Origin of the sequence: Streptomyces subrutilus, assembly GCF_008704535.1 — a bacterium.
Taxonomy (GTDB): domain Bacteria; phylum Actinomycetota; class Actinomycetes; order Streptomycetales; family Streptomycetaceae; genus Streptomyces; species Streptomyces subrutilus.
In genome coordinates, this window is the sequence record NZ_CP023701.1 from 876,935 (window position 1) to 902,620 (window position 25,686).

At 73.9% G+C, this 25,686-nt stretch carries 22 protein-coding genes; 10 read left to right on the forward strand and 12 right to left on the reverse strand.

Translation table 11 applies throughout. From position 1 onward, the window contains the following. Positions 1-60: 60 nt before the first annotated feature. The 3 genes from CP968_RS03820 to CP968_RS03830 are packed head-to-tail and all read right to left on the reverse strand — an operon-like array spanning position 61 to position 3,379. Entirely contained in the window at positions 61-1,221 is a 1,161-nt protein-coding gene (locus CP968_RS03820; protein ID WP_150516635.1) for an acyl-CoA dehydrogenase family protein, read from the reverse strand. Continuing rightward, entirely contained in the window at positions 1,218-2,408 is a 1,191-nt protein-coding gene (locus tag CP968_RS03825) for an acyl-CoA dehydrogenase family protein (protein WP_150516636.1), read from the reverse strand. The genes CP968_RS03820 and CP968_RS03825 overlap by 4 nt, the downstream gene beginning before the upstream one ends. Then, positions 2,405-3,379, reverse strand: a complete 975-nt coding sequence (locus tag CP968_RS03830) for an NADPH:quinone oxidoreductase family protein (RefSeq protein ID WP_150516637.1) — start codon at positions 3,377-3,379, stop codon at positions 2,405-2,407. The genes CP968_RS03825 and CP968_RS03830 overlap by 4 nt, the downstream gene beginning before the upstream one ends. A 713-nt stretch (positions 3,380-4,092) precedes the next feature. Here CP968_RS03830 and CP968_RS03835 point away from each other — a divergent pair. Continuing rightward, complete coding sequence (locus CP968_RS03835; protein WP_150516638.1) at positions 4,093-4,791, forward strand: nucleotidyltransferase domain-containing protein; 699 nt, start codon at positions 4,093-4,095, stop codon at positions 4,789-4,791. 202 nt (positions 4,792-4,993) lie between these two features. Next, the gene (locus CP968_RS03840; protein ID WP_150516639.1) at positions 4,994-5,419 is read left to right on the forward strand and encodes an HIT family protein; all 426 of its coding nucleotides are present in this window, start codon (positions 4,994-4,996) and stop codon (positions 5,417-5,419) included. Positions 5,420-5,745: 326 nt separating this feature from the next. On the opposite strand, the gene CP968_RS03845 is transcribed toward CP968_RS03840, so the two are convergent. Beyond that, entirely contained in the window at positions 5,746-6,033 is a 288-nt protein-coding gene (locus CP968_RS03845) for a hypothetical protein (protein WP_150516640.1), read from the reverse strand. Positions 6,034-6,250: 217 nt separating this feature from the next. Here CP968_RS03845 and CP968_RS03850 point away from each other — a divergent pair, with 217 nt between their 5' ends. Continuing rightward, a complete protein-coding gene (locus CP968_RS03850; protein ID WP_150516641.1) occupies positions 6,251-6,613 on the forward strand; it encodes an STAS domain-containing protein in 363 nt (120 codons plus the stop codon). A gap of 642 nt (positions 6,614-7,255) precedes the next feature. Here the strand turns inward: CP968_RS03850 and CP968_RS03855 are convergent. Continuing rightward, positions 7,256-7,516 carry a hypothetical protein gene (locus tag CP968_RS03855; RefSeq protein WP_150516642.1) on the reverse strand — a complete coding sequence of 87 codons (261 nt, stop codon included), beginning with the start codon at positions 7,514-7,516 and terminating at the stop codon, positions 7,256-7,258. Positions 7,517-7,821: 305 nt separating this feature from the next. Between CP968_RS03855 and CP968_RS03860 the strand changes: the two genes are divergently transcribed. After that, positions 7,822-8,721, forward strand: a complete 900-nt coding sequence (locus CP968_RS03860; RefSeq protein ID WP_150516643.1) for an SDR family oxidoreductase — start codon at positions 7,822-7,824, stop codon at positions 8,719-8,721. Positions 8,722-8,798: 77 nt separating this feature from the next. Here the strand turns inward: CP968_RS03860 and CP968_RS03865 are convergent, their stop codons facing one another. From CP968_RS03865 to CP968_RS03875, 3 genes are all read right to left on the reverse strand, one after another. Then, the gene (locus tag CP968_RS03865; RefSeq protein WP_150516644.1) at positions 8,799-9,635 is read right to left on the reverse strand and encodes an enoyl-CoA hydratase/isomerase family protein; all 837 of its coding nucleotides are present in this window, start codon (positions 9,633-9,635) and stop codon (positions 8,799-8,801) included. Between the two features lie 53 nt (positions 9,636-9,688). Then, the gene (locus CP968_RS03870; RefSeq protein WP_150521697.1) at positions 9,689-10,453 is read right to left on the reverse strand and encodes a PIG-L deacetylase family protein; all 765 of its coding nucleotides are present in this window, start codon (positions 10,451-10,453) and stop codon (positions 9,689-9,691) included. 187 nt (positions 10,454-10,640) lie between these two features. Further along, entirely contained in the window at positions 10,641-11,945 is a 1,305-nt protein-coding gene (locus tag CP968_RS03875) for an alpha/beta fold hydrolase (RefSeq protein WP_150521698.1), read from the reverse strand. A 574-nt stretch (positions 11,946-12,519) separates the two neighbouring features. Between CP968_RS03875 and CP968_RS03880 the strand changes: the two genes are divergently transcribed. The 3 genes from CP968_RS03880 (at position 12,520) to CP968_RS03890 (ending at position 16,299) form a co-directional block, all read left to right on the forward strand. Beyond that, the gene (locus CP968_RS03880) at positions 12,520-13,185 is read left to right on the forward strand and encodes a LysM peptidoglycan-binding domain-containing protein (protein ID WP_150516645.1); all 666 of its coding nucleotides are present in this window, start codon (positions 12,520-12,522) and stop codon (positions 13,183-13,185) included. A 114-nt stretch (positions 13,186-13,299) separates the two neighbouring features. Beyond that, the gene (locus CP968_RS03885) at positions 13,300-13,716 is read left to right on the forward strand and encodes a VOC family protein (protein WP_150516646.1); all 417 of its coding nucleotides are present in this window, start codon (positions 13,300-13,302) and stop codon (positions 13,714-13,716) included. 165 nt (positions 13,717-13,881) lie between these two features. Next, positions 13,882-16,299: an ATP-binding cassette domain-containing protein gene (locus CP968_RS03890; RefSeq protein ID WP_150516647.1), complete on the forward strand. Its 2,418-nt coding sequence runs from the start codon at positions 13,882-13,884 to the stop codon at positions 16,297-16,299. Between the two features lie 45 nt (positions 16,300-16,344). On the opposite strand, the gene thpR is transcribed toward CP968_RS03890, so the two are convergent. Further along, positions 16,345-16,941: an RNA 2',3'-cyclic phosphodiesterase gene (gene thpR / locus CP968_RS03895; RefSeq protein WP_150516648.1), complete on the reverse strand. Its 597-nt coding sequence runs from the start codon at positions 16,939-16,941 to the stop codon at positions 16,345-16,347. Between the two features lie 88 nt (positions 16,942-17,029). Then, positions 17,030-19,582 carry a galactose oxidase family protein gene (locus CP968_RS03900; protein ID WP_229886279.1) on the reverse strand — a complete coding sequence of 851 codons (2,553 nt, stop codon included), beginning with the start codon at positions 19,580-19,582 and terminating at the stop codon, positions 17,030-17,032. A 388-nt stretch (positions 19,583-19,970) separates the two neighbouring features. Here CP968_RS03900 and CP968_RS03905 point away from each other — a divergent pair, with 388 nt between their 5' ends. Both CP968_RS03905 and CP968_RS03910 read left to right on the forward strand, forming a co-directional pair. Further along, the gene (locus tag CP968_RS03905) at positions 19,971-21,914 is read left to right on the forward strand and encodes a CASTOR/POLLUX-related putative ion channel (protein WP_150516649.1); all 1,944 of its coding nucleotides are present in this window, start codon (positions 19,971-19,973) and stop codon (positions 21,912-21,914) included. Between the two features lie 276 nt (positions 21,915-22,190). Continuing rightward, positions 22,191-22,421, forward strand: a complete 231-nt coding sequence (locus CP968_RS03910; protein WP_150516650.1) for a DUF6296 family protein — start codon at positions 22,191-22,193, stop codon at positions 22,419-22,421. Between the two features lie 65 nt (positions 22,422-22,486). On the opposite strand, the gene CP968_RS03915 is transcribed toward CP968_RS03910, so the two are convergent. Beyond that, on the reverse strand, positions 22,487-22,852 hold the full coding sequence (locus CP968_RS03915) for a PRC-barrel domain containing protein (RefSeq protein WP_150516651.1): 366 nt from the start codon (positions 22,850-22,852) through the stop codon (positions 22,487-22,489). A 182-nt stretch (positions 22,853-23,034) separates the two neighbouring features. Here CP968_RS03915 and CP968_RS03920 point away from each other — a divergent pair, with 182 nt between their 5' ends. Beyond that, positions 23,035-24,150 (forward strand): glutamate--cysteine ligase, encoded by a 1,116-nt coding sequence (locus tag CP968_RS03920; RefSeq protein ID WP_150516652.1) that lies wholly within the window; start codon positions 23,035-23,037, stop codon positions 24,148-24,150. 69 nt (positions 24,151-24,219) lie between these two features. Here CP968_RS03920 and CP968_RS03925 read toward each other — a convergent pair whose 3' ends face one another. Then, a complete protein-coding gene (locus tag CP968_RS03925) occupies positions 24,220-25,674 on the reverse strand; it encodes a cellulose binding domain-containing protein (RefSeq protein ID WP_150516653.1) in 1,455 nt (484 codons plus the stop codon). Positions 25,675-25,686 lie beyond the last annotated feature (12 nt).

Genomic DNA, 25,686 nt, shown 5'->3' on the forward strand with positions numbered 1-25,686 from the left:
CTCGACGGCGCCCTGCCGCCGCTCACCCGGGCCACCGGGCCACCGGGTCCTGCCGGGCCGCTACGGAGCCGGCAGTTCGGCGAAGTCGGCGACCAGGCCCCGGTGGTGTCCGGCCGTGCCGAGGGCGAGGGAGTCGGCCTTGGCGCGCTTGAGGTAGAGGTGCGCCGGGTGCTCCCAGGTCATGCCGGTGCCGCCGTGCAGCTGGACGCACTCCTCGGCGGCCCGGACGGCGACGCCCGAGCAGTAGGCCTGGGCGACGGCCACCGTCAGCGGGGCGTCGGGCGATCCGGTGGCCAGGGCGTCGGCCGCGGCCCGGGCGGCGGCGCGGGCGGAGGCCACGTCGAGCCAGAGCCGCGCGAGACGGTGCTTGAGGGCCTGGAAGGAGCCGACGGGCCGGTTGAACTGGTGGCGTTCGCGGACGTGCGCCACGGTCCGGGTCAGGCACCACTCCGCGATGCCGAGCTGTTCGGAGGCGAGCAGGCCCGCTCCCGAGAGCAGGGCTCCGGCCACGGCCGCGCGGGCGGTGGCCGGGTCAGCGAGCCGGGTTCCGGCGGCCGCGTCGAGGGTGATCCGGGCGAGCGGGCGGGTCAGGTCGAGCGGTACCAGCGGGGTCGGTGCGGCGGAGGCCGCCGGGACGGCGTACAGCCCGGTGTCGGCGAGGACGAGCAGGACGTCGGCGGCGGCCGCGTCCGCGACGGAGGTCACGGTGCCGGTCAGCACGCCGCCGCCGGCGTCCTTCACCGGGGCCGGCAGGGGGGCGCCGGGGGCCAGGGTCAGCGGGACGGCGGGGACGCACACCCGGCGGCCGGCGGCCAGCTCGCGGAGCAGGGGTGCGACGTCCGGCGTGTCGCAGCCGAGCAGGATCTCCGTCGCGAGGACCGAGCTGGTCAGGTACGGCAGGGGCGCGACGGCCCGGCCCAGTTCCTCCAGGACGACGGCGGCCTCCCGGTGGCTCGCGCCCTGCCCGCCGAGCTTCTCGGGGACCAGCAGGCCGGCGGCGCCGATGTCGGCGGCGAGGGTGTGCCACAGGGCCGGGTCGTGGGGGGTGCCGCTCTCGGCGCGGGCGAGGACGGCCGCCGCGTCGCAGCGGTCGGCGAGCAGGGACCGTACGGCCGCGCGCAGCCCCTCCTCCGTCTCGGAGTAGAGCAGGTCGAGCGGGGCGGCGGGGCCGGGCGGTGCGGTGACGGGGAGCGAGGCGGGTGAGGCGGGTGAGGCGGTCATCGGGCGAGGTCCTTCCAGGCCAGGTCCTTGTCGTCGCGCGGTTCGGGGGGCAGTCCCAGCACGCGTTCGGCGACGATGTTGAGGAGGATTTCGCTGGTGCCGCCCTCGATGCTGTTGCCCTTGGCGCGCAGGTAGCGGTAGCCGGCGTCGCGGCCGGTGAAGTCGACCAGTTCGGGCCGGCGCATGGTCCAGTCCTCGTACAGCAGGCCCTCTTCGCCGAGGAGTTCCACCTCCAGGCCGCTGATCTCCTGGTTGAGCCGGGCGAAGGTGAGCTTCATGCCCGACCCCTCGGGGCCGGGCTGGCCGGCGACGAGCTGCTGGCGCAGACGTTCGCCGGTGAGCCGGGCCACCTCGGCCTCGACCCACAGCTCCAGCAGGCGCTGGTGGAGGGCGTGCGTGCGCAGCTCGGGGCGCCCGCGCCAGGCGGCGGCCACGGGGGCGATCATGCCGCCCTCGCGGGGAATGCGCATGCCGCCGATGGAGACGCGCTCGTTCATCAGGGTGGTGCGGGCGACGGCCCAGCCGTCGCCGACGGGGCCGAGGCGGTGGGCGTCGGGGATGCGGACGCCGGTGAGGAACACCTCGTTGAACTCGGCCTCCCCGGTGATCTGGCGCAGCGGCCGGACCTCGACCCCGGGGTCGTGCATGTCGCAGAGGAAGTAGGTGATGCCCCGGTGCTTGGGCAGCGTCGGGTCGGTGCGGGCGATGAGGATGGCCCAGCGGGCGGTGTGGGCGCTGGAGGTCCACACCTTCTGGCCGTCGACCACCCACTCGCCGGCCTGCTCGTCGAGGACGGCGCGGGTGCCCAGGGCGGCCAGGTCGGAGCCGGCGCCCGGTTCGCTGAAGAGCTGGCACCAGACCTCCTCGCCCACCCACAGGGGGCGCAGGAAGCGGCGCTTCTGCTCGTCGGTGCCGTACGCGAGGATCGTGGGCGCGGCCATGCCGAGGCCGATCCCGATCCGGCGCGGGTCGTTGTCGGGGGCGCCGGCGGCGGCGAGTTCGGCGTCGACGGCGGCCTGGAGGGAGCGGGGGGCGCCGAGGCCGCCGAGCCCTTCGGGGTAGTGCACCCAGGCGAGGCCGGCGTCGAAGCGGGCGCGCAGGAAGTCGGCGCTCGCGGTGCGGTCGACGGGGTGCGCCGCGAGCAGGTCCCGTACGCGGGTGCGCAGTTCCTCGGCGGTGACGGTCATCGGGCTCCCCCGTCCAGGGCCGGTACGACGACCAGGCGGCCGGTGGTGGCGCCGTCGGCGACGCGTTGCACGGCGTCAGCCGCGCCGGCGAGCGGGACCCGTTCACTGACGAGGGGCTTGATGGAGCCCTCGGCGGCGAGGCGGGTGAGTTCGGCGTGGCAGGCCGCGACGGAGGCGGGCTCCTTGGCGGCGTAGAGCCCCCAGTGGAGGCCGAGCACGGAGTAGTTCTTCACCAGCGCGTGGTTGAGGGCGGGGGCGGGGACGGTGCCGCTGGCGAAGCCGACGACGACGATCCGGCCCTCGAAGGCGACGCACTTGGCGGAGGCGGTGTACGCGTCCCCGCCGACCGGGTCGTAGACCACGTCGGCGCCGCGGCCGCCGGTGAACTCCTTGACGCGGGCCACGAGGTCCTCGGCCGTACGGTCGATCACCAGGTCGCAGCCGAGCTCCTCGGCGGTGCGCGCCTTGGCCTTGCCGCCGACGACACCGATGACCGCGGCTCCCGCGGCCCTGCCGAGCTGGACGGCGGCGCTGCCGACCCCGCCGGCCGCGGCGTGGACCAGCAGGGTCTCACCGCGCCGGAGCCGGGCCCGGCGGTGCAGGCCGAACCAGCCTGTCTGGTAGCCGATGTGCAGGGCGGCCGCCTCGGCGTCGTCGAGGGAGTCCGGAGCGGGGAGCAGGGCGGCCGCGGGGGCGGTGACGTACTCGGCGAAGCCGCCGTGGGGCAGGGCGGGGTTGGCGATGACGCGGCGGCCGTCCGCGGTCTCGCCGCAGATCTCCACGCCGGGGGTGAAGGGCAGCGGGGGGCGGATCTGGTACCGCCCGCGGCAGAGCAGCGCGTCGGGGAAGTTGACGTTGGCCGCGAGCACCCGCAGCCGCACCTCGCCCTCGCCGGGCACCGGTTCGGGAACCTCTTCGAGGCGCATGGCCTCACGCGGCTCACCGGGGGTATGTACGCGCCATGCCTGCATCCGGGGCCTCCAGCCGCCGTCGAGGAACCATGCTCCGCGGGCATACTAAGCGGTCGCTTGACGTCCTGGGAACAGTCGGCCGGAAGAAGACGGAACGCCCCCGCGCACCGGCCGTGCCGGTCTCGGCCTCGGCGCGCCACGGGCCCGATCGTCACCGCGGCCGCGCGAGCGACCGGCTCACCGGCTACCGCCGCCCGACGCACCTCCCCCGCCCCGCCCGGCGACCGGAGGACGGTCCGGTCCGGCCACCGGCGTGGCCGACCGCACCCTGTCCGCGGACGGACGCACCGTCACCCGCCGCGTACCCCCGATCGACGACGAAGGCGAGTCGAGCACCTTCACCGTCAGCTACCTGACGCACGCACCGCACAGAGGTGCTCGAAATCCGAGGGCACGGCCCGTCAGCGGCGCCTCTTGAAGTAGCCCCCTTGATGCAGCTTGTAGAGGATCCATGGAGCGAGTGCGACCCACACCGCCAGGAAGGCCCACTTGAACCACGGAGGCCCATCCGGTCTTCTGTCCTGGGCCAACCCCGAGGCCAACACGACAAGTGAGTTCATGCCCCACGCTTGCCCCGCCCACGGAGACACACACGTGGTATCTCGGCATCATTCGGTGCCTGCAGAACACACGAAAGGTGATCAGAGGTAGGGGCATCCGGTTCGGTGCGATGCACCTCCTGAGGAACCGGTGCCGGCACGTACGCTGCGATCATGGATGACCCCGTGCTCACCGCCCGCGAACTGGTGCGGGACCGATATCCCAACGCTCGGGCGGCCTTCCTCGCCGGCAGCGTGCTGACCGACCACCGGACGCCCACGTCTGATCTGGACATCGTGGTTCTCCTGGACGGGCCGCCCGCCCCCAGCCGGGAGAACCTGGTGTATCAGGGCTGGCCGGTGGAGCTGTTCGTCCAGACGGAGGCTGTCTGGCACGGCTTCGCCGACCGGGAGACCGCGCAGCGGAGTTCGCCGCTCCTCGCCATGTGTGCTCACGGCATGCTCCTCGTGGACACGGACGGGCTGGGTGCCTCGCTCCAGGACGAGGCGCGACAGCGTTGGGCCGCGGGCCCTCCACCGCTCTCGGACCGTGAGCGCGACCACCAGCGGTACGTCCTGACCGACCTGCTCGACGACCTGCGCGGCTGCGCGGACCCCGCAGAGCGGGTCTACCTGGTCGCGCACATGCTGCAGCGTGCCTCGGAGTCGGCCCTTCTGGCCGGTGGGCACTGGCTCGGCGGAGGCAAGTGGTTGTCGCGGCGGCTGGCCGCGGCCGACCCCGGGATGCACCGCGCGTTGTCCGAAGCTGCCCCGCAGGCGATCGCCGGGGATGCGACGCTCTTCGTCGCGGTCGTGGCCGAGGTGCTGGAACTGGCCGGCGGTCCGCTGTGGGACGGACATGCCGTCCGATGAATCGGCGTGTCGCCGGCACACCACCACCGGTCCGAGCAGGGCGGGGTGGACGGGGTGGAGGCGTCGGACACGGCCACATCGGCCGTGCAGGTGGGTTTCGGTTCTGGCACGACTTCTGTGACGTTGTGGGCCGTCTCGGGCCGTCTGCACCAGATCTCGAACTTGTTGGCGATAGACATCCCGCATCTGGCAGGGTGGCCGCATGGACTGCATTTTCTGCGGGCTCCTCCGTGAAGGCACCGCGAGCTGGGTGGCTCGTGGTCCGGTGGCCTGTGCCTTCACTCCGTTGAACCCGCTGGCACCGGGGCACACTCTGGTGGTTCCCACGCTCCATTACGCGGATGTCTTTGAGACCCCGCCCGACGTCCTCGCCGCGGTGACGGCATTGGTCCAGCGTGTTGCGGAGGCGGCGCGGACCGCCTTGAAGGCCTCGGGCGTGAACATCCTCAGCGCCAGCGGCCCGGGATCGGAGCAGTCAGTGCCCCACCTGCACGTCCACGTCGTTCCGAGGTGGGTGGACGACGGAATCTCGACCTGGCCGACCGGACGCTCCGCACATCACGTCACGGGCGATCCGGTGGCACGGCTCGCCGACGCTCTTGCTTCGGGCCGGCGCCACACGAGTTGAGCCGGAGCCGCTTCCGACCTGTGCAGCCACCACGCCGGACGCCTTCAGCAGCATCGGCCTCCCCGCCATGCACTCCCCCGCCCAGGCCGGCCCGTCCGTACGCGGTCCGGTGCGGCCCCGTCTCGCGCTCCGGACGCCGGGTGCACGGGCCTTGTCGAAGTCCGTCGGCCGCGTACTGATCCACGCGTGTGCCGCGGCCCATCCGGAAGGCGTCGGGCACCACGGGCCCTGGAGCACGGACGCCGATCGGACGCGCGGCCCGCGCGTGACCGGCGAACTCACCCGTTGCGGGGCAGTAGGGGTACGGAGCGGTGGGACCTTCGGGTTCAGGCGTTCGCCTGGCGAGGGGCGAGCGGTCGTCGGGGCGCGGCGTGGTGTGTGGGAGGCGTGGTGGGCGGCAGACGGCGAAGCTGGTGGGCGGCTGTGGCCAACAGGACGGTGAACAGGGCGAGCAGGAGGGTGCAGACCCACATCTGGCGACCTCCCGGATTCAGCCACCCCGTCCAGGCCGCAGCGGTTGCCCACAGCAGGGCTCCGGCCGTGTAGTGGGTGCGGACGCGGCGCAGCTGGCGTGCGGTCCGCAAGGAGGTGAGGAGTTCGCGCTTGGCTGTCATGCCCGCCCGCATACCCCGAAGTTGCGAAGATCCACGGGGCAAACGGGCTGCGGGGGCCGTCTAGGGGCGCCGCCGGAATTACGGGACGCCACCGTCGGCGGCCCTGGCCCTGGCACTGGCCCTGGCACTGGCCCCAAAAGAGGGCGCATATCGGTCCGGGAGGCGGGCATGTGCACGCTACCCAGTCGTGTGGTCGTGAAGACGAGGAGTGTCCGTGGTGCCCTTCAACGTGACCGAGAGCGGTGTGCTGGTCATCCCGCTGCGCTCCGATCTGGACATCGACGGCCGGGCCGCGGCCGCTTGGGCGATCGACGGGTACCTCGCCGCCCACCGGTCCGCACCGGTCGTGCTGGAACTCTCGGACGCGCCGCTGAGTACCGCGGCGGTGAGCACGGTCGTACGAACCCACCGCATGTGCCGTTCCACAGGCGCGCAGCTGGCCGTCGTGGCGGCGGCCGCGGAGGCACGCCGGGCTCTGGAGGTGCAGGCGGTGGCCGACGGGCTGATCGTCCGGCCCACCCGCGCCATGGCCGACGCCGCGCTCTCGGCGACTTCTGAGCTGTTCGCCGCGGCAGCGTAGAGCCGGCCACACCCCTGCCCCGATGCCGCCCGGCAGGGCGCGCGCCCCGCGCTCCTGGCCGGTGCGGCCCGCTGCCGGTGCGCGGGAGCGGTGGTGACAGGGGGAAACGGCTTCGCCCAGGCGAGCCTGCGGGCGGAGCGGGTCGTGCGCGTCGAAGCAGAGCGCGTGCGGGTCAGAAGTCATCCGCAGCTCTCCCGGTGGGGGCAGGTGGGGCGTGCTGGAGCCTGCCCAGCGAGTGCCACCCGGTCGACTGAGCAACCACCCCGTGCTCGGCTCCTTCGCGCACGACCGAAGCGGCAGCCCGTCCACGACCCGGCAGTCCCGCGAGGAGGCAGTGGGCGGGGGTCGCGTCCGGTCCGGTGCCGGGGCCTCGGCGAGGAGACGGCCGCAGCGGGTCTTGGGGCCTTCTGCGTGCCGAGGAAGCGTGGCACCCGCTGTCGGCGGGGCCGTCCGGACCCGCCGACGGATTCACTTCCCGGGTCCGCTACGACGCGCGGCCGTCAGGGCCGAGGGTGCTTGAGGGGGAAGCCGGGCAGCGCGTAGGGGCCGGCCTGGGGTACCGCCAGGTCTACCGGCGGTTCCGTCCGTGGACGACTCGGGCATCGTCGCCGTGAGCCCCTGTCGAGCCGCGGGCGCGGGCGGTCAGGGGGTGTCGCCGCGCCAGCGGAACGGCCCGCGGACATGTGTGTCGTCCGGGGCGTAGTAGGCGCGGCCGCCGACGCCGTAGAGGCCGCGGTCGGTGACCAGGAGGGAGCCCTCGGCCCGGTCCTCGTCCCGCCAGTCCGTGACGTCGAGGAGCCGGCCGTCGAGCGGGCCGTCCACCAGGTCCACGTACGCGTGTCCCGGTACCTGCTCGTCCAGCACGTCGTCCCGACCGCCGTACACCCGCCACCGTGCGTCCATGCCGTTCACCCCACCAGCCTTCCCCCCGTACCGACCCCGCCCACCCGGCAAACGGGTGGCAACCCGCGGGCCCGGAGGTTGTGGCGACCCGTAGGTACTGCCCGCAGGGCGCGCCGGGCACCGGGCCTCACCCGCGCACCCCGTACCGGCACGGGCTGCCCCGACCCTAACCCCGGCGGACACCGCGCGAACCCGAAGCGGGAAAGTCCGCGGCCCGACCCCCGGCGCCGGTCCGCCGCGGGCGGCCCGGACCGGATCGCGTTGCGGGACTGGTCATCTCGGCGTGCGCGCGCTATCGATGGCCCATGACGGACAACGCTCCGCGCGGGCTGCCCGCGCCACCGCCGCTCGGCGCCGCCGCCCTGCCCGCCGGTACGTACGCGGGCCGGGTGGTGCTCGTGACCGGCGGCGGCTCCGGGTTGGGCAAGGCCATCGCGGCGGAGTTCGCGCGGCTCGGCGCCGACCTGGTGATCGCCGGCCGGCGGCCGCAGCGGCTGAAGGCGGCCCGCGAGGAGCTGGCGGCCGTCCCCGGCGCGGGCCGGGTGACGGCCGCGGTCTGCGACATCCGGGACCCCGAGCGGGTCGCGGAGGTCTTCGACGCGGCGCGGGCCGCGCACGGCCTGCCGGACGTCCTGGTGAACAACGCGGCGGCCAACTTCCCCTCCCCCGCCGAGGACCTGTCGCCGAACGCCTGGCGGGCGGTGGTCGACATCACCCTGACCGGCACCTGGTTCATGACGCGGGAGTTCGCCCGGCGCCATCTGGCCGAGGGCACCCCGGGGTCGATCGTGAACATCGGCGCCTCGTACGCCTGGACGGGCGGGCCGGGCTTCGCCCACAGCGCCGCCGCCAAGGCCGGGGTGAAGAACCTGGTGGAGACGCTGGCCGTCGAGTGGGGGCCGTACGGGATCCAGGTGAACGGCCTGGTGCCGGGCCTGTTCCCGCACGCCGACATGACCGAGGACGTGCGGGACGGCCTGGAGCGGGCCGCGCCCGACGCCAGGGACGCGCGGCAGCCCGCGCTGCGCGTGGGCGTCCCGCGCGAGCTGGGCTGGGCCGCCACCTTCCTGGCGTCGCCCTACGCCCGGTTCGTCACCGGCCACACCCTGGTGGTCGACGGGGCGAACTGGCAGCGCCGGGCTCTGGTCAACCCCGAGGTCGTCCCGGTGCGCGAGCAGTTGGGGCGCGGCGCGTTCGACGGCTGAGCGGGTGCGGCGCGCCACCGGTGAGACGGTGCCGGTGGCAGTGCCGGTGTCGGCGCCGGTGCCATCACCGGTGTCGGTCAGCCTCCGGTGAAGTGGGGTGGACGGCGGGCGGCCTTCGCGCCGTATCCCTCGCGGCAGTCCTCCGAGGTGAGGGTGAGGGCCGCGGTCATCGCGACGCGGTCCAGGGCCGCGGGGAGGGCCGCGTCGGCGTAGGCGTCGACCGCGCGCTTGATGCCCTGGACGGCGAGCGGTGCGTTGGCCGCGATCTCCGCGGCCAGGGCGCGCGCGGTCGCGTCCAACTCGGCTTCCGGCACGACCAGTTGCAGCAGGTTCAGGCGCAGCGCCGTCGCGGCGTCGATGCGGCGGCCGGTCAGGGCCAGGTACTTGGCCCATCCCGCGCCGGCCTCGCGGGCGATGCGGAGGTCGCCGCCCGCGTCCACGGCGACGCCCAGTCGCGCTTCGGGCAGGGCGAACACGGCGCCTTCGGCGGCGATCCGCACGTCGGCCATCAGGGCCAGTTCGAAGCCGAAGCCGAGGCAGTAGCCCTGGACGGCCGCCACGACCGGCTGCGGGAGTCGGGCGAGGACGGCGAAGCGCTCGTGCACCCAGCGGATGCCCTCGTAGTAGTTGCGGGTCCGCTCGGCGGGCGTGGCGCCGGTGATGGCGCCGCCGGGGGCGGTGACGTCGATGCCCGCGCAGAACGCCCGGCCCTCGGCCCGCAGCAGGACCGCGCGCACCGCGGGGTCGAAGCGGATGCGGTCCGCGAGGAGGCCGAGCTGCCGGGTGGACTCCCAGCTCCAGCCGTTGAGCCGGTCCGGCCGGCAGAGGGTGACGACGGCGAGCCCGTCGTCCGCCACCTCCAGCCGGAGCCGCTCCTCGCCCTCGTCGATCCGCGTGCTGGTGGTGTCGATCACGTGGTCCGGACCCCCGTTGCAATCTGACGAATCGTCAGTTTAGGGGGACCGGGTCAGCGGGGGAAGACCTCGAACAGCACCGCCGGACGGCCGCCGAAGCGGGCCGCCGCCTGCTGCGCGTATCCGGTGAGGAAGCCGCGTACGTACTCCTCGGGGTCCTGGTCCGTCAGCGCGGCGAGGTACGCCTTGTGCTCCATGAGGGACCGTACGGCGCGTTCCATGCCCGGGTCGGCGTCGGCCGCGTGCGTCGGGGTGGTGGTGCCCGTCACCGCGACCCAGCGCACCCCGTTCCACGGCTCCAGGCCCTGCTCGGCGAGGAGTTCGGGAAAGATCCACCGGTTGCCGGCGTCCGCGGCCGCGTCCAGCACGGCCCGGCCGACGGCCTGGTGGTCGGGGCTGTTCCAGGCACCGCCGCCGCCCTCGCCGCCCCAGGTGTCGCGGTGGTTCAACGTGACGACCAGCTCGGGGCGGTGCCGGCGGATGGCCGCGGCGATGTCGCGGCGCAGGTCCGGACCGTACTCGACGACGCCGTCGCGGTGGTCCAGGAACTCCACCCGGGACACCCCGACGGCGGCGGCGCCGGCCCGCTGCTCGGCCTCGCGCACCGGGGCGCACTCGGCGGGGGCGAGGGTGTCGATGCCCGCCTCGCCGCGGGTGGCGAGGACGTAGACGACCTCGCGGCCGCCGTCCGTCCAGTCCGCGACGGCGGCCGCCCCGCCGTACTCCAGGTCGTCGGGGTGGGCGACGACGGCCAGGGCGCGCCGCCAGTCGGTCGGCATGGGCGGCAGGGGCTCCTGCTGATCACGTGATCCGGGCATACCGGGCATACCGGGCATACCGGGCACCTTAGGGGATGTCCGGGCCGGGGCGCCCGCAGCCGCGGCGGCCCGGAGCGGGGCTCACCGGGCCGGGCCGGAGCGCGTCTCACGGGCCCTGCCCGCGCGGGCCGCCGTCCGCGTGCGCCCCGCCCCCCGGGCCGCGGGCCCGGGCGGGCTTCGTCCCCGTTCAGGCCCGGTCGCGCACCAGGGCCAGCAGGCGGTCCAGGACGCGGGGTCCGCCCGCTCGGACGCCGTCGTGCTCGAACTCGTCGGTCACCCAGGTCCGCAGGCCCCGGATCGCGCGGGCCGTCTCCAGGGAGTGCGCGGTGTCGACGTAGAGGTCGTCGTGGTAGACGGCGGCGGCCACCGGCACCTCGTTGGCGGCGAGCCGGGCGGGGTCGTACAGCGGCTCCCAGCCGGTGCGCGCGGCCAGCAGCCCGGCGGCCTCGCGCAGCGGTGCGAGGGCCGGGTCGGTGGTGAAGTGCCAGGGGTGGATGCTCTCCGCGGTGAAGAGGAGGGGCTCCTCGCCCGCGAGGGTCCCGGCGGCATCGAAGCGCGGGTGTCGGGCGCGCACCCGGTCGGCCGCCCAACCGGTGGGGGCGACCGGGTCCTGCGCGTAGATGGCCTCGTGCAGGAGGGCGTACAGCGGGTGTCCGGCGAAGGAGAGGAGGGAGCGGACCTCCTCCAGGAAGCCGTCGGAGAGGGCCGGGCCCGCGGGGGTGGGGACGAAGGCGTCCTCCAGCAGGTAGTGCAGCTGGTGGCTGCCGTCACCCGAGCCGAGGAGGATGCCGAGGGACTGGAAGCCCTCGACGGTCAGCCGGTGGCCGCCGGGGAGTTCGGCCGGGCGCTCGGCGAGGTGGGCGGCGATCCGGCGGGCGCGTTCGACGTCCATCGGGTAGCGGGCGTAGTGGGCGAGGGTCTTGCGCTCCATGCGCGGGTACGCGGCCGCGTACACCTCCTCGGCGGTGGCGGTGAGCGAGGGCAGGCCGCCGGTGACGAGCGCGGCGGTGAGCCCCTCGGGTGCGGCGCCCAGGTAGCGGGTGGTGCAGAAGCCGCCGAAGCTCTGGCCGAGCACGGTCCAGGGCGCGCCGCCGGTCAGCGCGGGGCGGATGGCCTCGGCGTCGCGGACGATCGAGTCGGCCCGGAAGTGGGCCAGGTAGGCCGCCTGTTCGGCCGGGCCGCCGCGCAGCGGCAGGGTCTGCCGGTCGGCGGGGGTGGAGCGGCCGGTCCCGCGCTGGTCGAGGAGCAGGACGCGGTATTCGGTCAGGGCCCGCTCCAGCCAGGCCTGCCGGCCGATGAACCGGCGGGCGCCGAAGCCGGGTCCGCCTTCGAGGTACAGCAGCCAGGGCAGGCCGTCGGGGTCCTGCCCGGCGCCGACGACCTCGCGGGCGTAGAGCTCGATCTGCTCGCCGTCCGGGCGGGCGTGGTCGAGCGGGACGGTGAACCGGTGGTCGGTGAGGACCGTTCCGGGCTGGCGGTAGCGGTGCTCGATGGTCACGGACGGCCCCTGGGGTGCGCGGTGCGGAGCCCGTCCGACGGCCGGATCGCGGCCGTCGGACGGGTGGCGTTCCGCCGGATTCTAGTACGGGACACCGGTGGCGGTACGGGGCCCCGTCGCCGTTCGGGCCTTACGTGCGGGAGGAGCGGCGGCGGGGTGTCCGGCGGCGGGGCCGACCTGTGGTCCCGGGCACATCCGGGCGCCGGAAAGGGTCACCTATGGGTGATTCGCCAGCAAAGCCCAGGTCGCCCGAATGAGACCCGTGGAGCGGCGACTTGCCCGAATTGAGATCACGGCATTCAAACCGTGATGTGAGTCACGCGAACGCACTCAACATCATGTCCCGCCCGACCGCCGATTCCCTTTCCCCGGAAAGGGAATCGACAATGCCGCACAGAGGCTTCCATGGTCATTTCCCGGGCGGAATCCGGGAAGTCGATCTCCCCGCGGAATTCGCGTCTTGTTCCCGCCGGGCGCCCTCGCCTACGGTCACCTGCATCCCGGCGGCCGACTGCCGAATCCGGCCGCCGCCGGGGCTCTCCCGTCCCCCCACGTGAGGAATTCCGCCATGCCCGCACAGGGTAAGCACCGCCGCCCGAAGCACCGCTCGCTCACCCGCAGACTGGCCCTGCTCGGCACCGGCGGCGCGGCCCTCGCGCTGCCCCTGGTCGGCGCCACCAGCGCCGGAGCCGCCGAGCAGACCACCGCTCCGGCCACCTATTCCGTCGTCGCGGGCGACACCCTCTCCACGATCGCCGCGGCCCATTCCCTCACCGGCGGCTGGCAGCAGCTGTACGCCGCGAACCGGACCGCGGTCGGCGACAACCCGGAGTCCATCCGACCCGGTCTGAAGCTGACGCTCGGCACGGCCCCGGCCTCGCAGACGGCCGTCAAGGCCACGACCGCCGCCTATGCCGACAACCTGGACGGCTGGATTCGCGAGTCGCTGGCCGTCATGGCCCAGCACGGAATTCCCGGCTCCTACAACGGAATTCTGCGCAACGTGATGCGGGAATCCTCGGGCAATCCGCTGGCGATCAACAACTGGGACTCCAACGCCGCGGCCGGAACCCCCTCCAAGGGGCTGCTCCAGGTGATCGACCCGACCTTCAAGGCCTACCACGTACCGGGCACCTCGCTGGACTCCTACGACCCGGTCGCCAACATCACCGCCGCGAGCAACTACGCGGCCGCCCGCTACGGCTCGATCGACAACGTCAACGGGCCCTACTAGCGGGCGCGTGGGCGGACGGCCCCCGGCCCGTCGCTGGCCCTTCGCCGGCCCGGCCCCGCAACCGGTCAGGAATGGAGAAGCCTCCGCCCCTCCGCGCTCCGTAGCGTGAAGCACATGGACATCAACCTCTCGCAGTGCTTCATCGCCGTCGACGACCACGACAAGGCGCTCGCCTTCTACCGCGACGCCCTCGGCCTGGAGGTGCGCAACGACGTCGGCCACCAGGCCATGCGCTGGGTGACCCTCGGATCGCCCGCGCAGCCCGGGGTGAGCATCGTCCTCGAACCGCCGCTCGCCCACCCCGATGCCTCGGCCGCCGACCAGGAGGCCGTGGCGGAGCTCCTGGCCAAGGGCATGCTGCGCGGCGTGGTCTTCTCCACCGACGACTGCGACGCCGCCTTCGAGCGCGTCCGCGCCGCCGGGGGCGACGTGCTCCAGGAACCGATCGACCAGCACTACGGCGTCCGCGACTGCGCCTTCCGCGACCCGGCCGGCAACATGATCCGCTTCAGCCAGCCGCGCGCCCTCTGAGCCCGGCTCCGCCGGCCCGGGCCCCTGCGCCCCGGCCGGCGGAGCCCGAAGGCGCCCTCCGGAGCGGGGCGGCGCGGATACGGTGGTCGCCGCTCCCGAGCCGGGCAGCGGAATCGGACGTACCGCTCGAAGCTGGTCAGATCGAGCCCGACAGAGGGAGACACGATGAGCAGGGCCACGAGGACGGACACGCAGTCGCCCGGGCCCCGGGACCCGGCGGACGGGCCCGGCGCCGAGGAGGCCGACGGCCACGACCTGATCCGGGTGCACGGCGCGCGCGTGAACAATCTCAAGGACGTCAGCGTCGAGATCCCCAAGCGTCGGCTGACGGTGTTCACGGGCGTGTCCGGCTCGGGCAAGAGCTCGCTGGTGTTCGGCACGGTCGCGGCGGAGTCGCAGCGGCTGATCAACGAGACGTACAGCGCGTTCGTACAGGGCTTCATGCCGACACTGGCCCGGCCCGAGGTCGACGTGCTGGAAGGGCTGACGACCGCGATCATCGTCGACCAGCAGCGGATGGGCTCCGACCCGCGCTCGACGGTCGGCACCGCCACCGACGTCCACGCGATGCTGCGCATCCTCTTCAGCCGGCTCGGCACGCCGCACATCGGGTCACCGGGCGCGTTCGCCTTCAACGTCCCCTCGGTCCGGGCGAGCGGCGCGATCACGGTCGAGCGCGGCGCCAGCAGGACCGTGAAGGCGACGTTCAACCGCATCGGCGGCATGTGTCCGCGCTGCGAGGGCCGGGGCAGCATCTCGGACATCGACCTGACCCAGCTCTACGACGACTCCAAGTCGATCGCCGAGGGCGCCTTCACCATCCCCGGCTGGAAGTCGGACAGCTGGTGGACCACGCGGCTCTACGCGGAGTCGGGCTTCCTCGACCCCGACAAGCCGATCCGCCGGTTCACGAAGAAGGAGATGCAGGACTTCCTCTACCGCGAGCCGACCAAGGTGAAGGTGGAGGGGGTGAACCTCACCTACGAGGGCCTCATCCCCAAGATCCAGAAGTCGTTCCTGTCCAAGGACAGGGAGTCGATGCAGCCGCACATCCGGGCGTTCGTGGACCGGGCGGTCACCTTCACCACCTGCCCCGAGTGCGCGGGCACCCGGCTGAGCGAGGCGGCCCGCTCCTCACGGATCGAGAAGATCAACATCGCCGACGCGTGCGCGATGCAGATCAGCGATCTCGCCGCGTGGATCCGCGGCATCGACGAGCCGTCGGCGGCGCCGCTCCTCGCGATGCTGCGCCAGACCCTCGACTCGTTCGTGGAGATCGGCCTGGGCTACCTCTCCCTCGACCGCGCGTCGGGGACGCTGTCGGGGGGCGAGGCGCAGCGCGTCAAGATGATCCGGCACCTCGGCTCCTCGCTCACCGACGTCACCTACGTCTTCGACGAGCCGACCACGGGCCTGCACCCGCACGACGTCCAGCGGATGAACCAGCTGCTGCTGCGGCTGCGCGGCAAGGGCAACACGGTGCTCGTCGTGGAGCACAAGCCGGAGACGATCGCGATCGCCGACCACGTCGTCGACCTCGGCCCCGGAGCCGGGTCGGCGGGCGGCACCGTCTGTTTCGAGGGCACCGTCGAGGGGCTGCGGTCGAGCGGCACCGTCACGGGCCGCCACTTCGACGACCGGGCCGCCCTCAAGGACGCGGTGCGCGAGCCGACCGGCACGCTGGAGATCCGCGGCGCCTCCACGCACAACCTGCGCGACGTCGACGTGGACGTGCCGCTCGGCGTGCTGGTCGTCGTCACCGGGGTCGCCGGCTCCGGCAAGAGCTCGCTGGTGCACGGATCGCTCCCGGCCGGCGCCGACGTGGTCTCGGTCGACCAGAGCCCGATCCGCGGCTCGCGCCGCAGCAACCCGGCCACGTACACCGGCCTGCTCGACCCGATCCGCAAGGCCTTCGCCAAGGCCAACGGGGTCAAGCCCGCACTGTTCAGCGCCAACTCCGAGGGCGCCTGTCCGCTGTGCAACGGCGCGGGCGTCGTCTACACCGACCTGGCGATGATGGCCGGGGTCGCCACCCCGTGCGAGGAGTGCGAGGGGAAGCGGTTCCAGGCGGCGGTGCTGGAGTACCGCTTCGGCGGGCGCGACATCAGCGAGGTGCTCGCGATGTCGGTGTCCGAGGCTGCGGAGTTCTTCGGCTCCGGCGAGGCGCACACCCCGGCCGCGCACCGCGTCCTCGTCCGGCTGGCCGACGTCGGGCTGGGCTACCTGAGCCTCGGGCAGCCGCTGACGACGCTGTCCGGCGGTGAGCGGCAGCGGCTCAAGCTGGCCACGCACATGGCGGAGAAGGGCGGGACCTACGTCCTCGACGAGCCGACGGCGGGCCTGCACCTCGCGGACGTGGAGCAGTTGCTCGGCCTGCTCGACCGGCTCGTGGACTCGGGCAAGTCGGTGATCGTGGTCGAGCACCACCAGGCGGTCATGGCGCACGCCGACTGGATCATCGACCTGGGCCCGGGCGCCGGCCACGACGGCGGCCGGATCGTCTTCGAGGGGACGCCCGCCCGACTGGTCGCGGACGGTTCCACCCTCACCGGCGAGCACCTGGCCCGGTACATCGGCGGCTGACCCGGCCCGGGCCGGACCGGCGGCGGGGACGCGGCCGACGGGGCCTCAGCCGTCCCCGCCGCTCCCCGCGCCGAGGGGCCAGGCCTGGATGTCGCGGTAGTGGATCGGTCCCGGCCCGCGGCCGATGTTGCTGCCGACCAGGTGCAGGCGCTCGGCGGACCACCGGCGGCCGGTGAACCCGGCGAGCCCGGCGGCGGCGTCCACGGCGGAGGCGGCGTCGTTGCGGCGGGCCCGGGCCAGCGTCAGGTGGGGGCGCAGCGGCCGGTCCTCGAAGGGGATCCCGCACTCCTTGACCACCGCGCGCACCTCGGAGGCGAGCAGGTGCAGCCCTTCGAGGTCGCCGCCGATCCCGCTCCACAGCACCCGCTCGCCGAAGTGCCCGCCGCCGCGCAGGTCCAGGCGTACGGGCCGGCCCGACGCCGCGAGGGCGGCCAGCGGGGGCCGCAGGAGGGGCACGGTGGCGACCGGGACCTCGCCGAGGAAGGCCAGGGTGACGTGCCAGTCCTCGATGCGGTTCCACCGCATGAGCGGGTACGCCGCGTAGGCGGGGCGCAGCGCCGCGGCGAGCTCCTCCTTCGCGTCGTCGGGCGGGGCCAGGGCGATGAACACGCGTACGGTCGCGGTCGGGATCTGTTCGTTCACCGGCCCTTCGTACCCTGTCCCGGGCCGTGCGGTCACCTCGCGGTGCGGCGGCGGCCGTCCGGCCGGCGCCGCACCGCGCGTCGCGGCCTCAGGAGACCGTGACGAACTCGCCCCTGCTCGGCACCCCTTGGGCGTCGAGGGCGAAGAGCAGGTAGGTGCCGGGCAGGACCACACCGGGGTCGGCGGGGACGGACACCGCGTACGTTCCGGTTCCGGTGGCCGTGGAGGCGAGCGGGACGCGGCGCTGGTCGTTGTCGGTGGAGTGGGTCGCGGCCGCGGCCCGCATGAGGACGAAGGACGCCACCGGCTTGTCGGTGCTCACCGCGAGCGTGGTGCCCGGTGCGGTCCTGGGGGGCACGCCCGCGGTGATGGCGGGTCGCGGTTTCGGCGATCCGTCCGCGTCGAGGAGGTACGGCGGGGTGAAGACGGCCCCGTCGGGGTGGTTGGTCGCGCAGTCGCCGCACAGGCCGCCGCCGCCGGAGAAGACCCGTCCGTCGGGGAGCAGGTTGGCCACGCTGTGGTAGTTGCGCGGTACGGCCATGGTGGCGAGCGGGCTGAAGGTCCCGGTGGCGGGGTCCCAGAGCTCGGGGGTCAGGACCGAGGTCGCGTCGCTGAACGGCACCGGGTTGGCCTGTCCGCCGAAGACGGCCACCTTGCCGTCGGGCAGGACGACGCTGTTGCCGAAGCCGCGGGCGTGCTCCATGTCGCCGGTGCGGGCGGCCCGGACCTGGTCGCCCGACACGGTCACGGTGTAGGCGCGGCCGGTGGCCGGGGTCTTCTCGTAGGCGGGCGAACCGCCCAGGGTGAGGAGCTTGCCGATGTCGTAGGCGACCGCGTTGCCGGTCATCGCGTCCGGGCTGTCGGCGCGTGGGCCGGCCGGGGTGATGCTGCCGCCGCCGCTGGTCGTGATCCAGTTCATCTGCCTGCTCGGGCCCAGTTGCAGCACCCTGCCGCCCGAGGTGGCGTGCAGCCACATGTGGTTGTCGGCGCGGTAGGGGCCGGCCGGGTCGGCCGTCTGGGCCGGCGCCGCGGGGACGCCCGGGAGCCTGCGCCAGGTCCGGGTGTCCGGTGACCAGACCTCGCCCGCCTTGTCGCCGGCCGCCCCGCTCCAGGAGCCGCCGAGGACGAAGGCCTCGCCGGTGGAGAGCAGGGTCATGGCCTGGTAGCCGCGGGCGGTGTTCATGCTCGTGGTCGCGGACCAGGTGTCGGTGGCCGGGTCGTAGATGCTGGCCTTCTCCGCGTTGCTGCCCCCGGTGACCAGGACGCGGCCGTCGGCGAGCATCGCGATGCCGGGGCAGAACATGTCGTGGCCGGTGTTGTCGATGCGGCGCTGGGTGACCTTGCCCGTCTTCAGGTCCAGGATCGCGGTCTGGGTGTAGCCGTTGCTGCCGCCGAAGCGGTCGACCGCGTAGGCGGACCAGGCCAGCAGTTTGTCACCGGGCAGGACGGCGGTGGCCACGGGCACCAGCGGGAAGCCGGTGATCCGGTCCCAGGCGCCGTGGACGGCCGGGCCGGCCGGTCCGCTCAGGCGTATCTCGCCGGCCGAGGTCCACGGGCCGCGGCCGCCGGCCTCGGAGGTGACGGTCAGCCGTACGAAGCGGGCGTTCTCGGTGCGGGTGAAGGTGGCGGTCTTGACGGTGTCGTCGTCGCGCCAGGTGCCCGTCGCGACCGGCGCCCCGAAGGTCGCGCCGTCGGCGCTGGTGGTGACGGTGTAGGCGCCGGCCCGGCCGTTCGCCCCGTCGGGCCGGGGGTGGTAGACGAGCGCGGAGACGGCGGTCGTGCGGTGCGTGTCGATGGTGATGCTGTGCGGGAACGGGGCCGCGGGAGCGCTCCATCTGCTGTGCCAGAGGGTGGTGGCGTTGCCGTCGAGGACGTTGGCGGCGCGGCCGTTCTCCCCGGCCGTCTCCTCGTCGCTCGCGGTGGCCGTCCAGCCGGCGCGGGACAGGTCGACGGTGGCGGCCGGGGTGCCGGGGTCGCCCAGCAGGTTGATCTCGGCGGCGGACGTCCAGGGCCCGCGGTTGCCGGCCTCGGTGAGGGCGGTCAGCCGGACGAAGCGGGCGCCCTGGGGGGCGAAGCCGAGGGTCTTGGCGCTGCCGTCGTCGGCGAGGGTGCCGGTGGCCACCGGGTCGCCCCAGCTCCGGCCGTCTGTGCTGAGGCTCACGGCGTACTCGCCGACGCGTCCGTTGGCGACGCCGGACCGGGGCAGGTAGACGAGCGCGGAGACCACCGCGGTGCGGTGCGTGTCGATGGTGATGCTGTGCGGGAACGGGGCCGCGGGAGCGCTCCATCTGCTGTGCCAGAGGGTGGTGGCGTTGCCGTCGAGGACGTTGGCGGCGCGGCCGTTCTCCCCGGCCGTCTCCTCGTCGCTCGCGGTGGCCGTCCAGCCGGCGCGGTCGAGGACCGGGGCCGCCGGTTCCATCGCGTTCGCCGGGGCCACGCCGTGGTGCGGCGACGTGGTGGCCGGCCGCTGCTCGAAGGGTTCGGGCACGGGCCGGGGCTCGGGCGCCCGGCCGGCCGCCGCCGAGGTGGCGGCGCCGAGCAGCGGGGTCAGGCCGATCAGCAGCGAACCGAGGGCGAAGGCGATGAGCAGGTGGGACCGGCGTAACGCACGGGTGAGGGCGAGGAAGCGCCTGTGCTGCAATCTGACCTCCTGGGGCGATCGGACGGGCCCCGTAGAATTTAGGTCAGATGCCGCACAACCCTCCGGCGACCGCGGAGAGTTGGCGTGAAATGGCAGGACGCAACGGCGCCCCCCGCCGCCCCCGGCCCCGCACCGCCGGGACGCGGCCGGGTTCAGACCGTGCGCACCACGCTCGACTTGAGCCGCATCGCGCCGCAGGCCACAGGCCGCACACCGGCCGGTCCGGTGCGCGGCCCGTTCATGCCTCTTCGCGGCACGTTCATACCTCTGGGTGAGCCGGTGGCACTTCCCGGGCCCGCCCGCACGCCGCTCCCTAACGTGGGGCCGGGGGCTGCGGGCAGCCGTCCCCCGTCCCCACCGGCGCGTCGTCTCAGGCTCGGGAGCTAGCGTGGCGCAGCAGCACACGACGTCCTTCCGGCTGCGGCTCAGGTACAGGTTCGACAACGTGGTGGCGGGCGGCACCGCAGCGCTCGTCGGCTGGCTCTCGCTGGCCTGCCTGATCGTGGTGATCCCGGCGAGCGCGGTGCTCGTGTGGGCCGACCGCACCGCGCCGACCAGCCTCTCCGGCCGTCTCACCGCGGTGTGGGTGAGCGTCGGGCAGACGTTGAAGATCGGGGGCGCGGTCGGGTCGCCGGTGTACGTGGTGGCGTCGGTCGCGCTCGCGCTGGTGGCCCTGCTGTTCGTGTCGACGCTGGTCAGCCTGATCACCACCGGGATCAACGGGCGCATCATGTCGCTGCGCCTGGGCCACTCGACGGTGATGGAGTCCCGGCACACCGTGGTCCTGGGGTGGTCCGACCAGATCTTTCCCGTGGTCGGGGAGCTGGTGGCGGCCAACGCCAACCAGCGGCGGGCGACCGTCGCCGTGCTCGCGCCCAAGGACAAGGTGGAGATGGAGGACGAGATCGCCACCCGCATGCACGACACCCGCACCACGCGGATCATCTGCCGCAACGGCCACACGACCGACCCGATGGTGCTCGCCCGGGTGAGCCCGCAGACCGCGAAGGCCGTGTTCGTCCTGCCCCCGGACGGGGACGCCGGCGACGCCCTCGTGGTGAAGACGCTGCTCGCCCTGAACGCCGCGGTCCCCGAGATCGGCGGCACGGCGGTGGTCGTGGCGGCCGTGCGCGACACCCGCAACCACGTCACCGCGCGGCTCGCCGCCGGACCGGGCGCGCACGTGCTGTGCGTGGACGACATCGTCGCCCGGCTGCTGGTGCAGACGGCCCGGCAGCCCGGGCTCTCGCTCGTGTACCAGGAGCTGCTGGACTTCGACGGCGACGAGTTCTACACGACCGACGCGGGCCCGCTCGCGGGCCGCACCTTCGGCGAGAGCCTGCTGTCGTTCACCACGTCCTCGGTGGTGGGGCTGCTGCATGCGGACGGCGGGGTGTCGCTCAATCCCGATCCGGCCACGCCCATCGACGGGTGCGACCGGATCGTCGTCATCGCCGGGGACGACGACGCGGTCGTCGTCGCCGACGCCGCCTCCTGTGTGGAAGAGGACGCCGTCGTCACGGCCGGGCCGGCGCCCGCGGTCGCCGAGCGGCTGCTCCTGCTGGGCTGGAACCGGCGCGCTCCGCTCGTCGTGGAGCAGCTCGACGGGTACGTGCCCCCCGGGACCACCCTGGACGTCGTAGCCCTCGACGACGACGGCGCGGCCCGCGGCGTCCCCGAGGTCGCGGCAGACCTCCAGCGGCTCGAAGTGGCCTTCCACAGCGGGGACATCACCGATCCGCAGGTGCTGGACAAGCTGGACGTGCCGTCGTACGACGGCGTGATCGTCGTCGGCGAGACGGGCCGCGGTCCCACGGCCGCGCCGGCCCTGGGGCCCGGCCCGTCGGCCGCGACCGGCTCGGAGTCCGAGACCGACGACCGGACGCTGGTCACGCTGCTGCACCTGCGGGCCATCGGGGAGGCCGCGCACCGGGAGCTCGCACTGACCACCGAGATGTCCGACGACGGCAACCGGCTGCTGGCGCCCGCCCGGGACGGCGCCGATTTCATCGTGAGCGGCCAGCTGATCAGCCTGCTGATGACCCAGATATCGGAGAGCGGCTATCTGGCCGACGTGTTCGAGGAGCTGTTCCGGGCGGACGGCAGCGAGCTCTACCTTAAGCCGGTCGCGGACTACGTCCGGGTGGACCGGCAGGTCTCCTTCGCCACGGTCGTCGAGTCGGCCCGGCGCCGCGGCGAGTGCGCGGTCGGGTACCGGGTGCGCGCTGCGGCGGGCACCGGACCCGATCACGGCGTGTGGCTCAACCCGGACAAGCGGCGGCGGATCCGCTTCACCGCGCAGGACGCGCTGATCGTGCTGGCGGAGAGCTGAGGGGCGCTGCCGCGTCCGTACGGGACCGGGGCGCCCGTACGGACGCGGGCCGGGGCGCCGCGCCGCTCCGGGCCGCCGGATGGCCTCCCGCGGGATGCGCGGCGCCGGGACACGTCGCAGCATGGCGGTGAGCTCCCGCCGGTCCGCCGCGTCACACGGCGCGGGAGCCGGCCGGAGCCGCCGTTGCGGGCGGGAGCCCGGGCGGACCGCTGGGTCGTGTGGATGCGTGTGGCTGCGTGTGGACGTGCCCGTAGCGCCGAGGACGGATGGGGCGAGATGCCGACCAACAGGTACGAGCTGGTCTTTCAGGACGGTCCCGAGGAGGGGCAGGACACGGTGGAGGTGTCCGACACCGGGCAGAAGGGTCCGGGCGGCCACCCGGTCTACGCCGACGAGACCGGGATCGTCCGGGCGGAGATCAGCGATCAGGGCGAGGTGCGCATGCTGGCGAGCGGCGGCGGGCAGGAGCCGGCGCACCGGGTCGAGGCCCGGCCGCTCCCGTCCTGACCGCGCGCCCGGCTCCCGCCCCGCGCGCCGCCCCGCGTCACCTCGCCGCCCGTCCCGGGGCCGGTTCAGGCCGGCGGGAGGCCGAAGGGCATGCCGGAGCCGTAGTGCGTACCGACCTGCTCGCGGTAGCCCCCGTCCCCCAGGTGCCGGTCGCGGTGGAATTCCGGGGCCGCCTTGACCTGGTCCTTCGTCCGGTCCACGTAGACCTTCTCGGCCTCGTGGTCGATGCGGGTCACCACACCGGCCGGGAGCAGGACCTCCTTGCCGAGGATCCACACGCCGGTGTCGACGACCAGGTACGCGTCGGTGACCTCGTCCGAGTGCTTGTCGATCTTGCCGATGGCGCCGTCGAGGGCCTCGACCTTGTACCCGGTCAGTTCGGCCGCCAGGTAGTCCACGCCGGCGCGGTAGGACCACACGTTCTCGGTCATGCGGAACAACTCCCTCGTTCGGGTTCTCCGGTGCCGCCCCCGCCACGGGGCCGGGGCCGGTGGCACCGCGGTCGACGGCGCGCCTGCCCCGCGCCCGGCGACTCAACCCGGCGGATTCCGCATGGCCGGGGGCCGGGCGGGCAGGCGGCAGGGGATCAGACCGGTGAGTGATGGGCGGCGGCATGCGAAGCGTAGGCGTGGAAGAGGAACTGCTGCTGGTGGACGCCCGCAGCGGTGAGCCGTTGGCCCTGTCGGATGCGGTGCTGGCGGCCGCGGACCGGTCCGCCGGTCGGCACCCCGCGAGCGGGGAGCAGCAGGAGCACGCGTTCGAGGAGGAGCTGCAGCAGGAGCAGGTGGAGTTCGCGACCAAGCCGGTGACGGAGATGGGCGAACTGCTGGAGGAGGTCACCCGGTGCCGTGCCGAGGCCGCCCGGCACGCGGCGTCCGCGGGCGCACGGGTGGCGGCGCTCGCCACCTCGCCGGTGGCCGTCCAGCCGTCGATCAACGCCGGCAAGCGCTACGAGTGGGTCGCCGAGCAGTTCGGCATGACGGCGCAGGAGCAGCTGACGTGCGGCTGCCACGTCCACGTGTCGGTCGAGTCGGACGAGGAGGGCGTCGCCGTGCTGGACCGGATCCGGCCGTGGCTGCCCGTCCTGACCGCGATGAGCGCGAACTCGCCGTTCTGGCAGGGCGAGGACAGCGGGTACGGCAGCTACCGCAGCCGGGTGTGGAACCGGCTGCCCTCGGCCGGCCCGGTCGACGTCTTCGGCTCCCCCGACCGCTACCACGAGCAGGTCGCCGCCATGATCGACACCGGCGTGCTGCGCGACAACGGGATGATCTACTTCGACGCCCGGCTGTCCGCCGCGTACCCCACGGTCGAGGTCAGGGTCGCGGACGTGTGCCTGGACGCTTCGACGCCGGTCCTGCTGGCCGCGCTGGTCCGCGGCCTGGCCGAGACCGCGTCCCGGGCCTGGCGGGACGGGGAGCCGCCCGCCCGGATCGGCACCAGCCTACTGCGGCTCGCGTCCTGGCGGGCCGGCCGCTCGGGGCTGGACGGCCCGCTCGTCCACCCGGCCACCATGCGCGAGACCTCCCCCGCCGACGCGGTCGGGGCGCTGTACGAGCACGTGCGCGAAGCCCTGGTGGACCACGGCGACGACGAGCGCGTCCGGGAGGGCATCGCCCTGCTGCTGGAGCGGGGCAACGGGGCGCGCGTCCAGCGCGAGCTGCTGCGTACGGAGGGCAGCCTGGCCGCGGTGGTCGCCCGGTGCGCCGACGTCACCACGGGCGGCTGACACGGCCGAACCGGGGGCCGGGCGGGCCCGGGGGCCGGAGCGGTGGCTCCGGCCCCCGGGCCCGCGGTGTCAGCCGTTCGGGACCGTGTCCTGGAAGGCGGTGCCCGCGGTGCGGTAGGCGGCCACCTTGGCGGCCACCTGGGCGGGGGTCAGCACCTGGTCCTTGACGTGCAGGACGTAGTCCACCTTCTGGTCGTAGGCGCGGGCGGTGGAGCCGGGCTGCCCGTCGAGGTCGATCAGCCACTGGTTGAAGTTGATGGACATGGGGCGCTCGGGGAGGTAGCGGGCGTCGTGGGTGCCGAACGGCCGGCCGTCGACGTAGTAGGTGATGGCGTTGCCGTCGATGGTCAGGACCAGATCGTGCCAGCCCGCGTAGCTGGTACGGACCTCGGAGTGCGCGTTGACGGCCTCCCACGGGTCGGGGCGGTAGGTCTCCCAGGAGGTGGTGTAGAGGATGTTGGCGGGCTCGCCCCAGCCGCCGTTGGGCAGGTACTCGAAGTCGTACTCGGCGTAGTCGTCGGCCATCGGGGCCTTGAGGTCGTTGATGGTGAAGAAGGTCTGCACGAGGCGGTCGCCGTCCGGGCCGTACTTCGGGGCGTCGGCGAACTTCACCCGGGCGGCGTAGGTGCCGTTCTTGAACTTCGTCGCCCGGGTGAGGACCTCCGTGTGCTTCGTGCTCGCACCGGAGCCGGCGGTGGACGTCTCCAGGTTCATGACGGAGTTGCCGGCCTCCGTCCCGAAGGTGACGTTCTCCGGCGCCCAGGTCGCGCCCGGGACCCCGGGCCCGCCCGCGTCGGAGCGCACGCTCCAGCCGTGCGCGGCGAGGGCCGGGTCGGTGTGGGAGGCGTAGGAGAAGTCGTCGAAGAGGGTGGCCCCGGACGGGCCGGGGCCGGGGCCGGTCGGGGTCGGGGTCGGGGTGGGGTCCGGGGTGTTGCCCCCGGGCGCGGTGCCCCAGACCGTGGCGCCGCCGAGCTTCGCCGTGACCTTGGCGAAGTCGCCGTAGGCGGTGCGCGAGGCGTCGAAGGAGTAGTCGTCGGCCTGGTTCAGGGTCTGCCAGTCCGTGCGGTGGAACCGCAGCTGCATGTCCCCGGTGTCGGCGCCGGGCGCGAGGGATCCCGCGCCGCCCCCGAAGGAGATCTCCAGGAAGCGGTCGGCGGTGGCCGTGGGGGTGGCCAGGGTTCCGAAGGTGCCGGTGATGTTGGCGCAGCCCTTGACCGCCCAGGAGCAGGCGAAGCGGTACTGGGCGGTCGCGGTGTCGGCCTTGAAGTAGTAGCGCAGCCTGACCTGGCTCAACGGGACGGTGGCGGCGCCGTTGTTGACCACCTTCAGCCACGGCTCGACCTGGTCGGTGGTGGCCCCGGCGGCACTGGTCCGGTACAGCACCTTGACCGAGTCGGCGGCCGCGCTGGCCGGCAGTGCGGTCAGGGCGGCCGCGCCGAGGCCGACGGCGAGGGCGAGGGCCAGGGCGGCGGTCCGGCGGTTCGGTGTACGGGCTCCGGTGCCGGTTCGGGTTCGGCTTCGCATGGGGCGTTCCTC

Bases quoted from the DNA above. Each gene is read 5' to 3' on its own strand.
- CP968_RS03820 (WP_150516635.1), bottom strand. From the start codon at position 1,221: ATGACCGCCTCACCCGCCTCACCCGCCTCGCTCCCCGTCACCGCACCG.
- CP968_RS03825 (WP_150516636.1), bottom strand. From the start codon at position 2,408: ATGACCGTCACCGCCGAGGAACTGCGCACCCGCGTACGGGACCTGCTC.
- CP968_RS03830 (WP_150516637.1), bottom strand. From the start codon at position 3,379: ATGCAGGCATGGCGCGTACATACCCCCGGTGAGCCGCGTGAGGCCATG.
- CP968_RS03835 (WP_150516638.1), top strand. From the start codon at position 4,093: ATGGATGACCCCGTGCTCACCGCCCGCGAACTGGTGCGGGACCGATAT.
- CP968_RS03840 (WP_150516639.1), top strand. From the start codon at position 4,994: ATGGACTGCATTTTCTGCGGGCTCCTCCGTGAAGGCACCGCGAGCTGG.
- CP968_RS03845 (WP_150516640.1), bottom strand. From the start codon at position 6,033: ATGACAGCCAAGCGCGAACTCCTCACCTCCTTGCGGACCGCACGCCAG.
- CP968_RS03855 (WP_150516642.1), bottom strand. From the start codon at position 7,516: ATGGACGCACGGTGGCGGGTGTACGGCGGTCGGGACGACGTGCTGGAC.
- CP968_RS03860 (WP_150516643.1), top strand. From the start codon at position 7,822: ATGACGGACAACGCTCCGCGCGGGCTGCCCGCGCCACCGCCGCTCGGC.
- CP968_RS03870 (WP_150521697.1), bottom strand. From the start codon at position 10,453: ATGCCCGGATCACGTGATCAGCAGGAGCCCCTGCCGCCCATGCCGACC.
- CP968_RS03880 (WP_150516645.1), top strand. From the start codon at position 12,520: ATGCCCGCACAGGGTAAGCACCGCCGCCCGAAGCACCGCTCGCTCACC.
- CP968_RS03885 (WP_150516646.1), top strand. From the start codon at position 13,300: ATGGACATCAACCTCTCGCAGTGCTTCATCGCCGTCGACGACCACGAC.
- CP968_RS03890 (WP_150516647.1), top strand. From the start codon at position 13,882: ATGAGCAGGGCCACGAGGACGGACACGCAGTCGCCCGGGCCCCGGGAC.
- CP968_RS03910 (WP_150516650.1), top strand. From the start codon at position 22,191: ATGCCGACCAACAGGTACGAGCTGGTCTTTCAGGACGGTCCCGAGGAG.
- CP968_RS03915 (WP_150516651.1), bottom strand. From the start codon at position 22,852: ATGACCGAGAACGTGTGGTCCTACCGCGCCGGCGTGGACTACCTGGCG.
- CP968_RS03920 (WP_150516652.1), top strand. From the start codon at position 23,035: ATGCGAAGCGTAGGCGTGGAAGAGGAACTGCTGCTGGTGGACGCCCGC.
- CP968_RS03925 (WP_150516653.1), bottom strand. From the start codon at position 25,674: ATGCGAAGCCGAACCCGAACCGGCACCGGAGCCCGTACACCGAACCGC.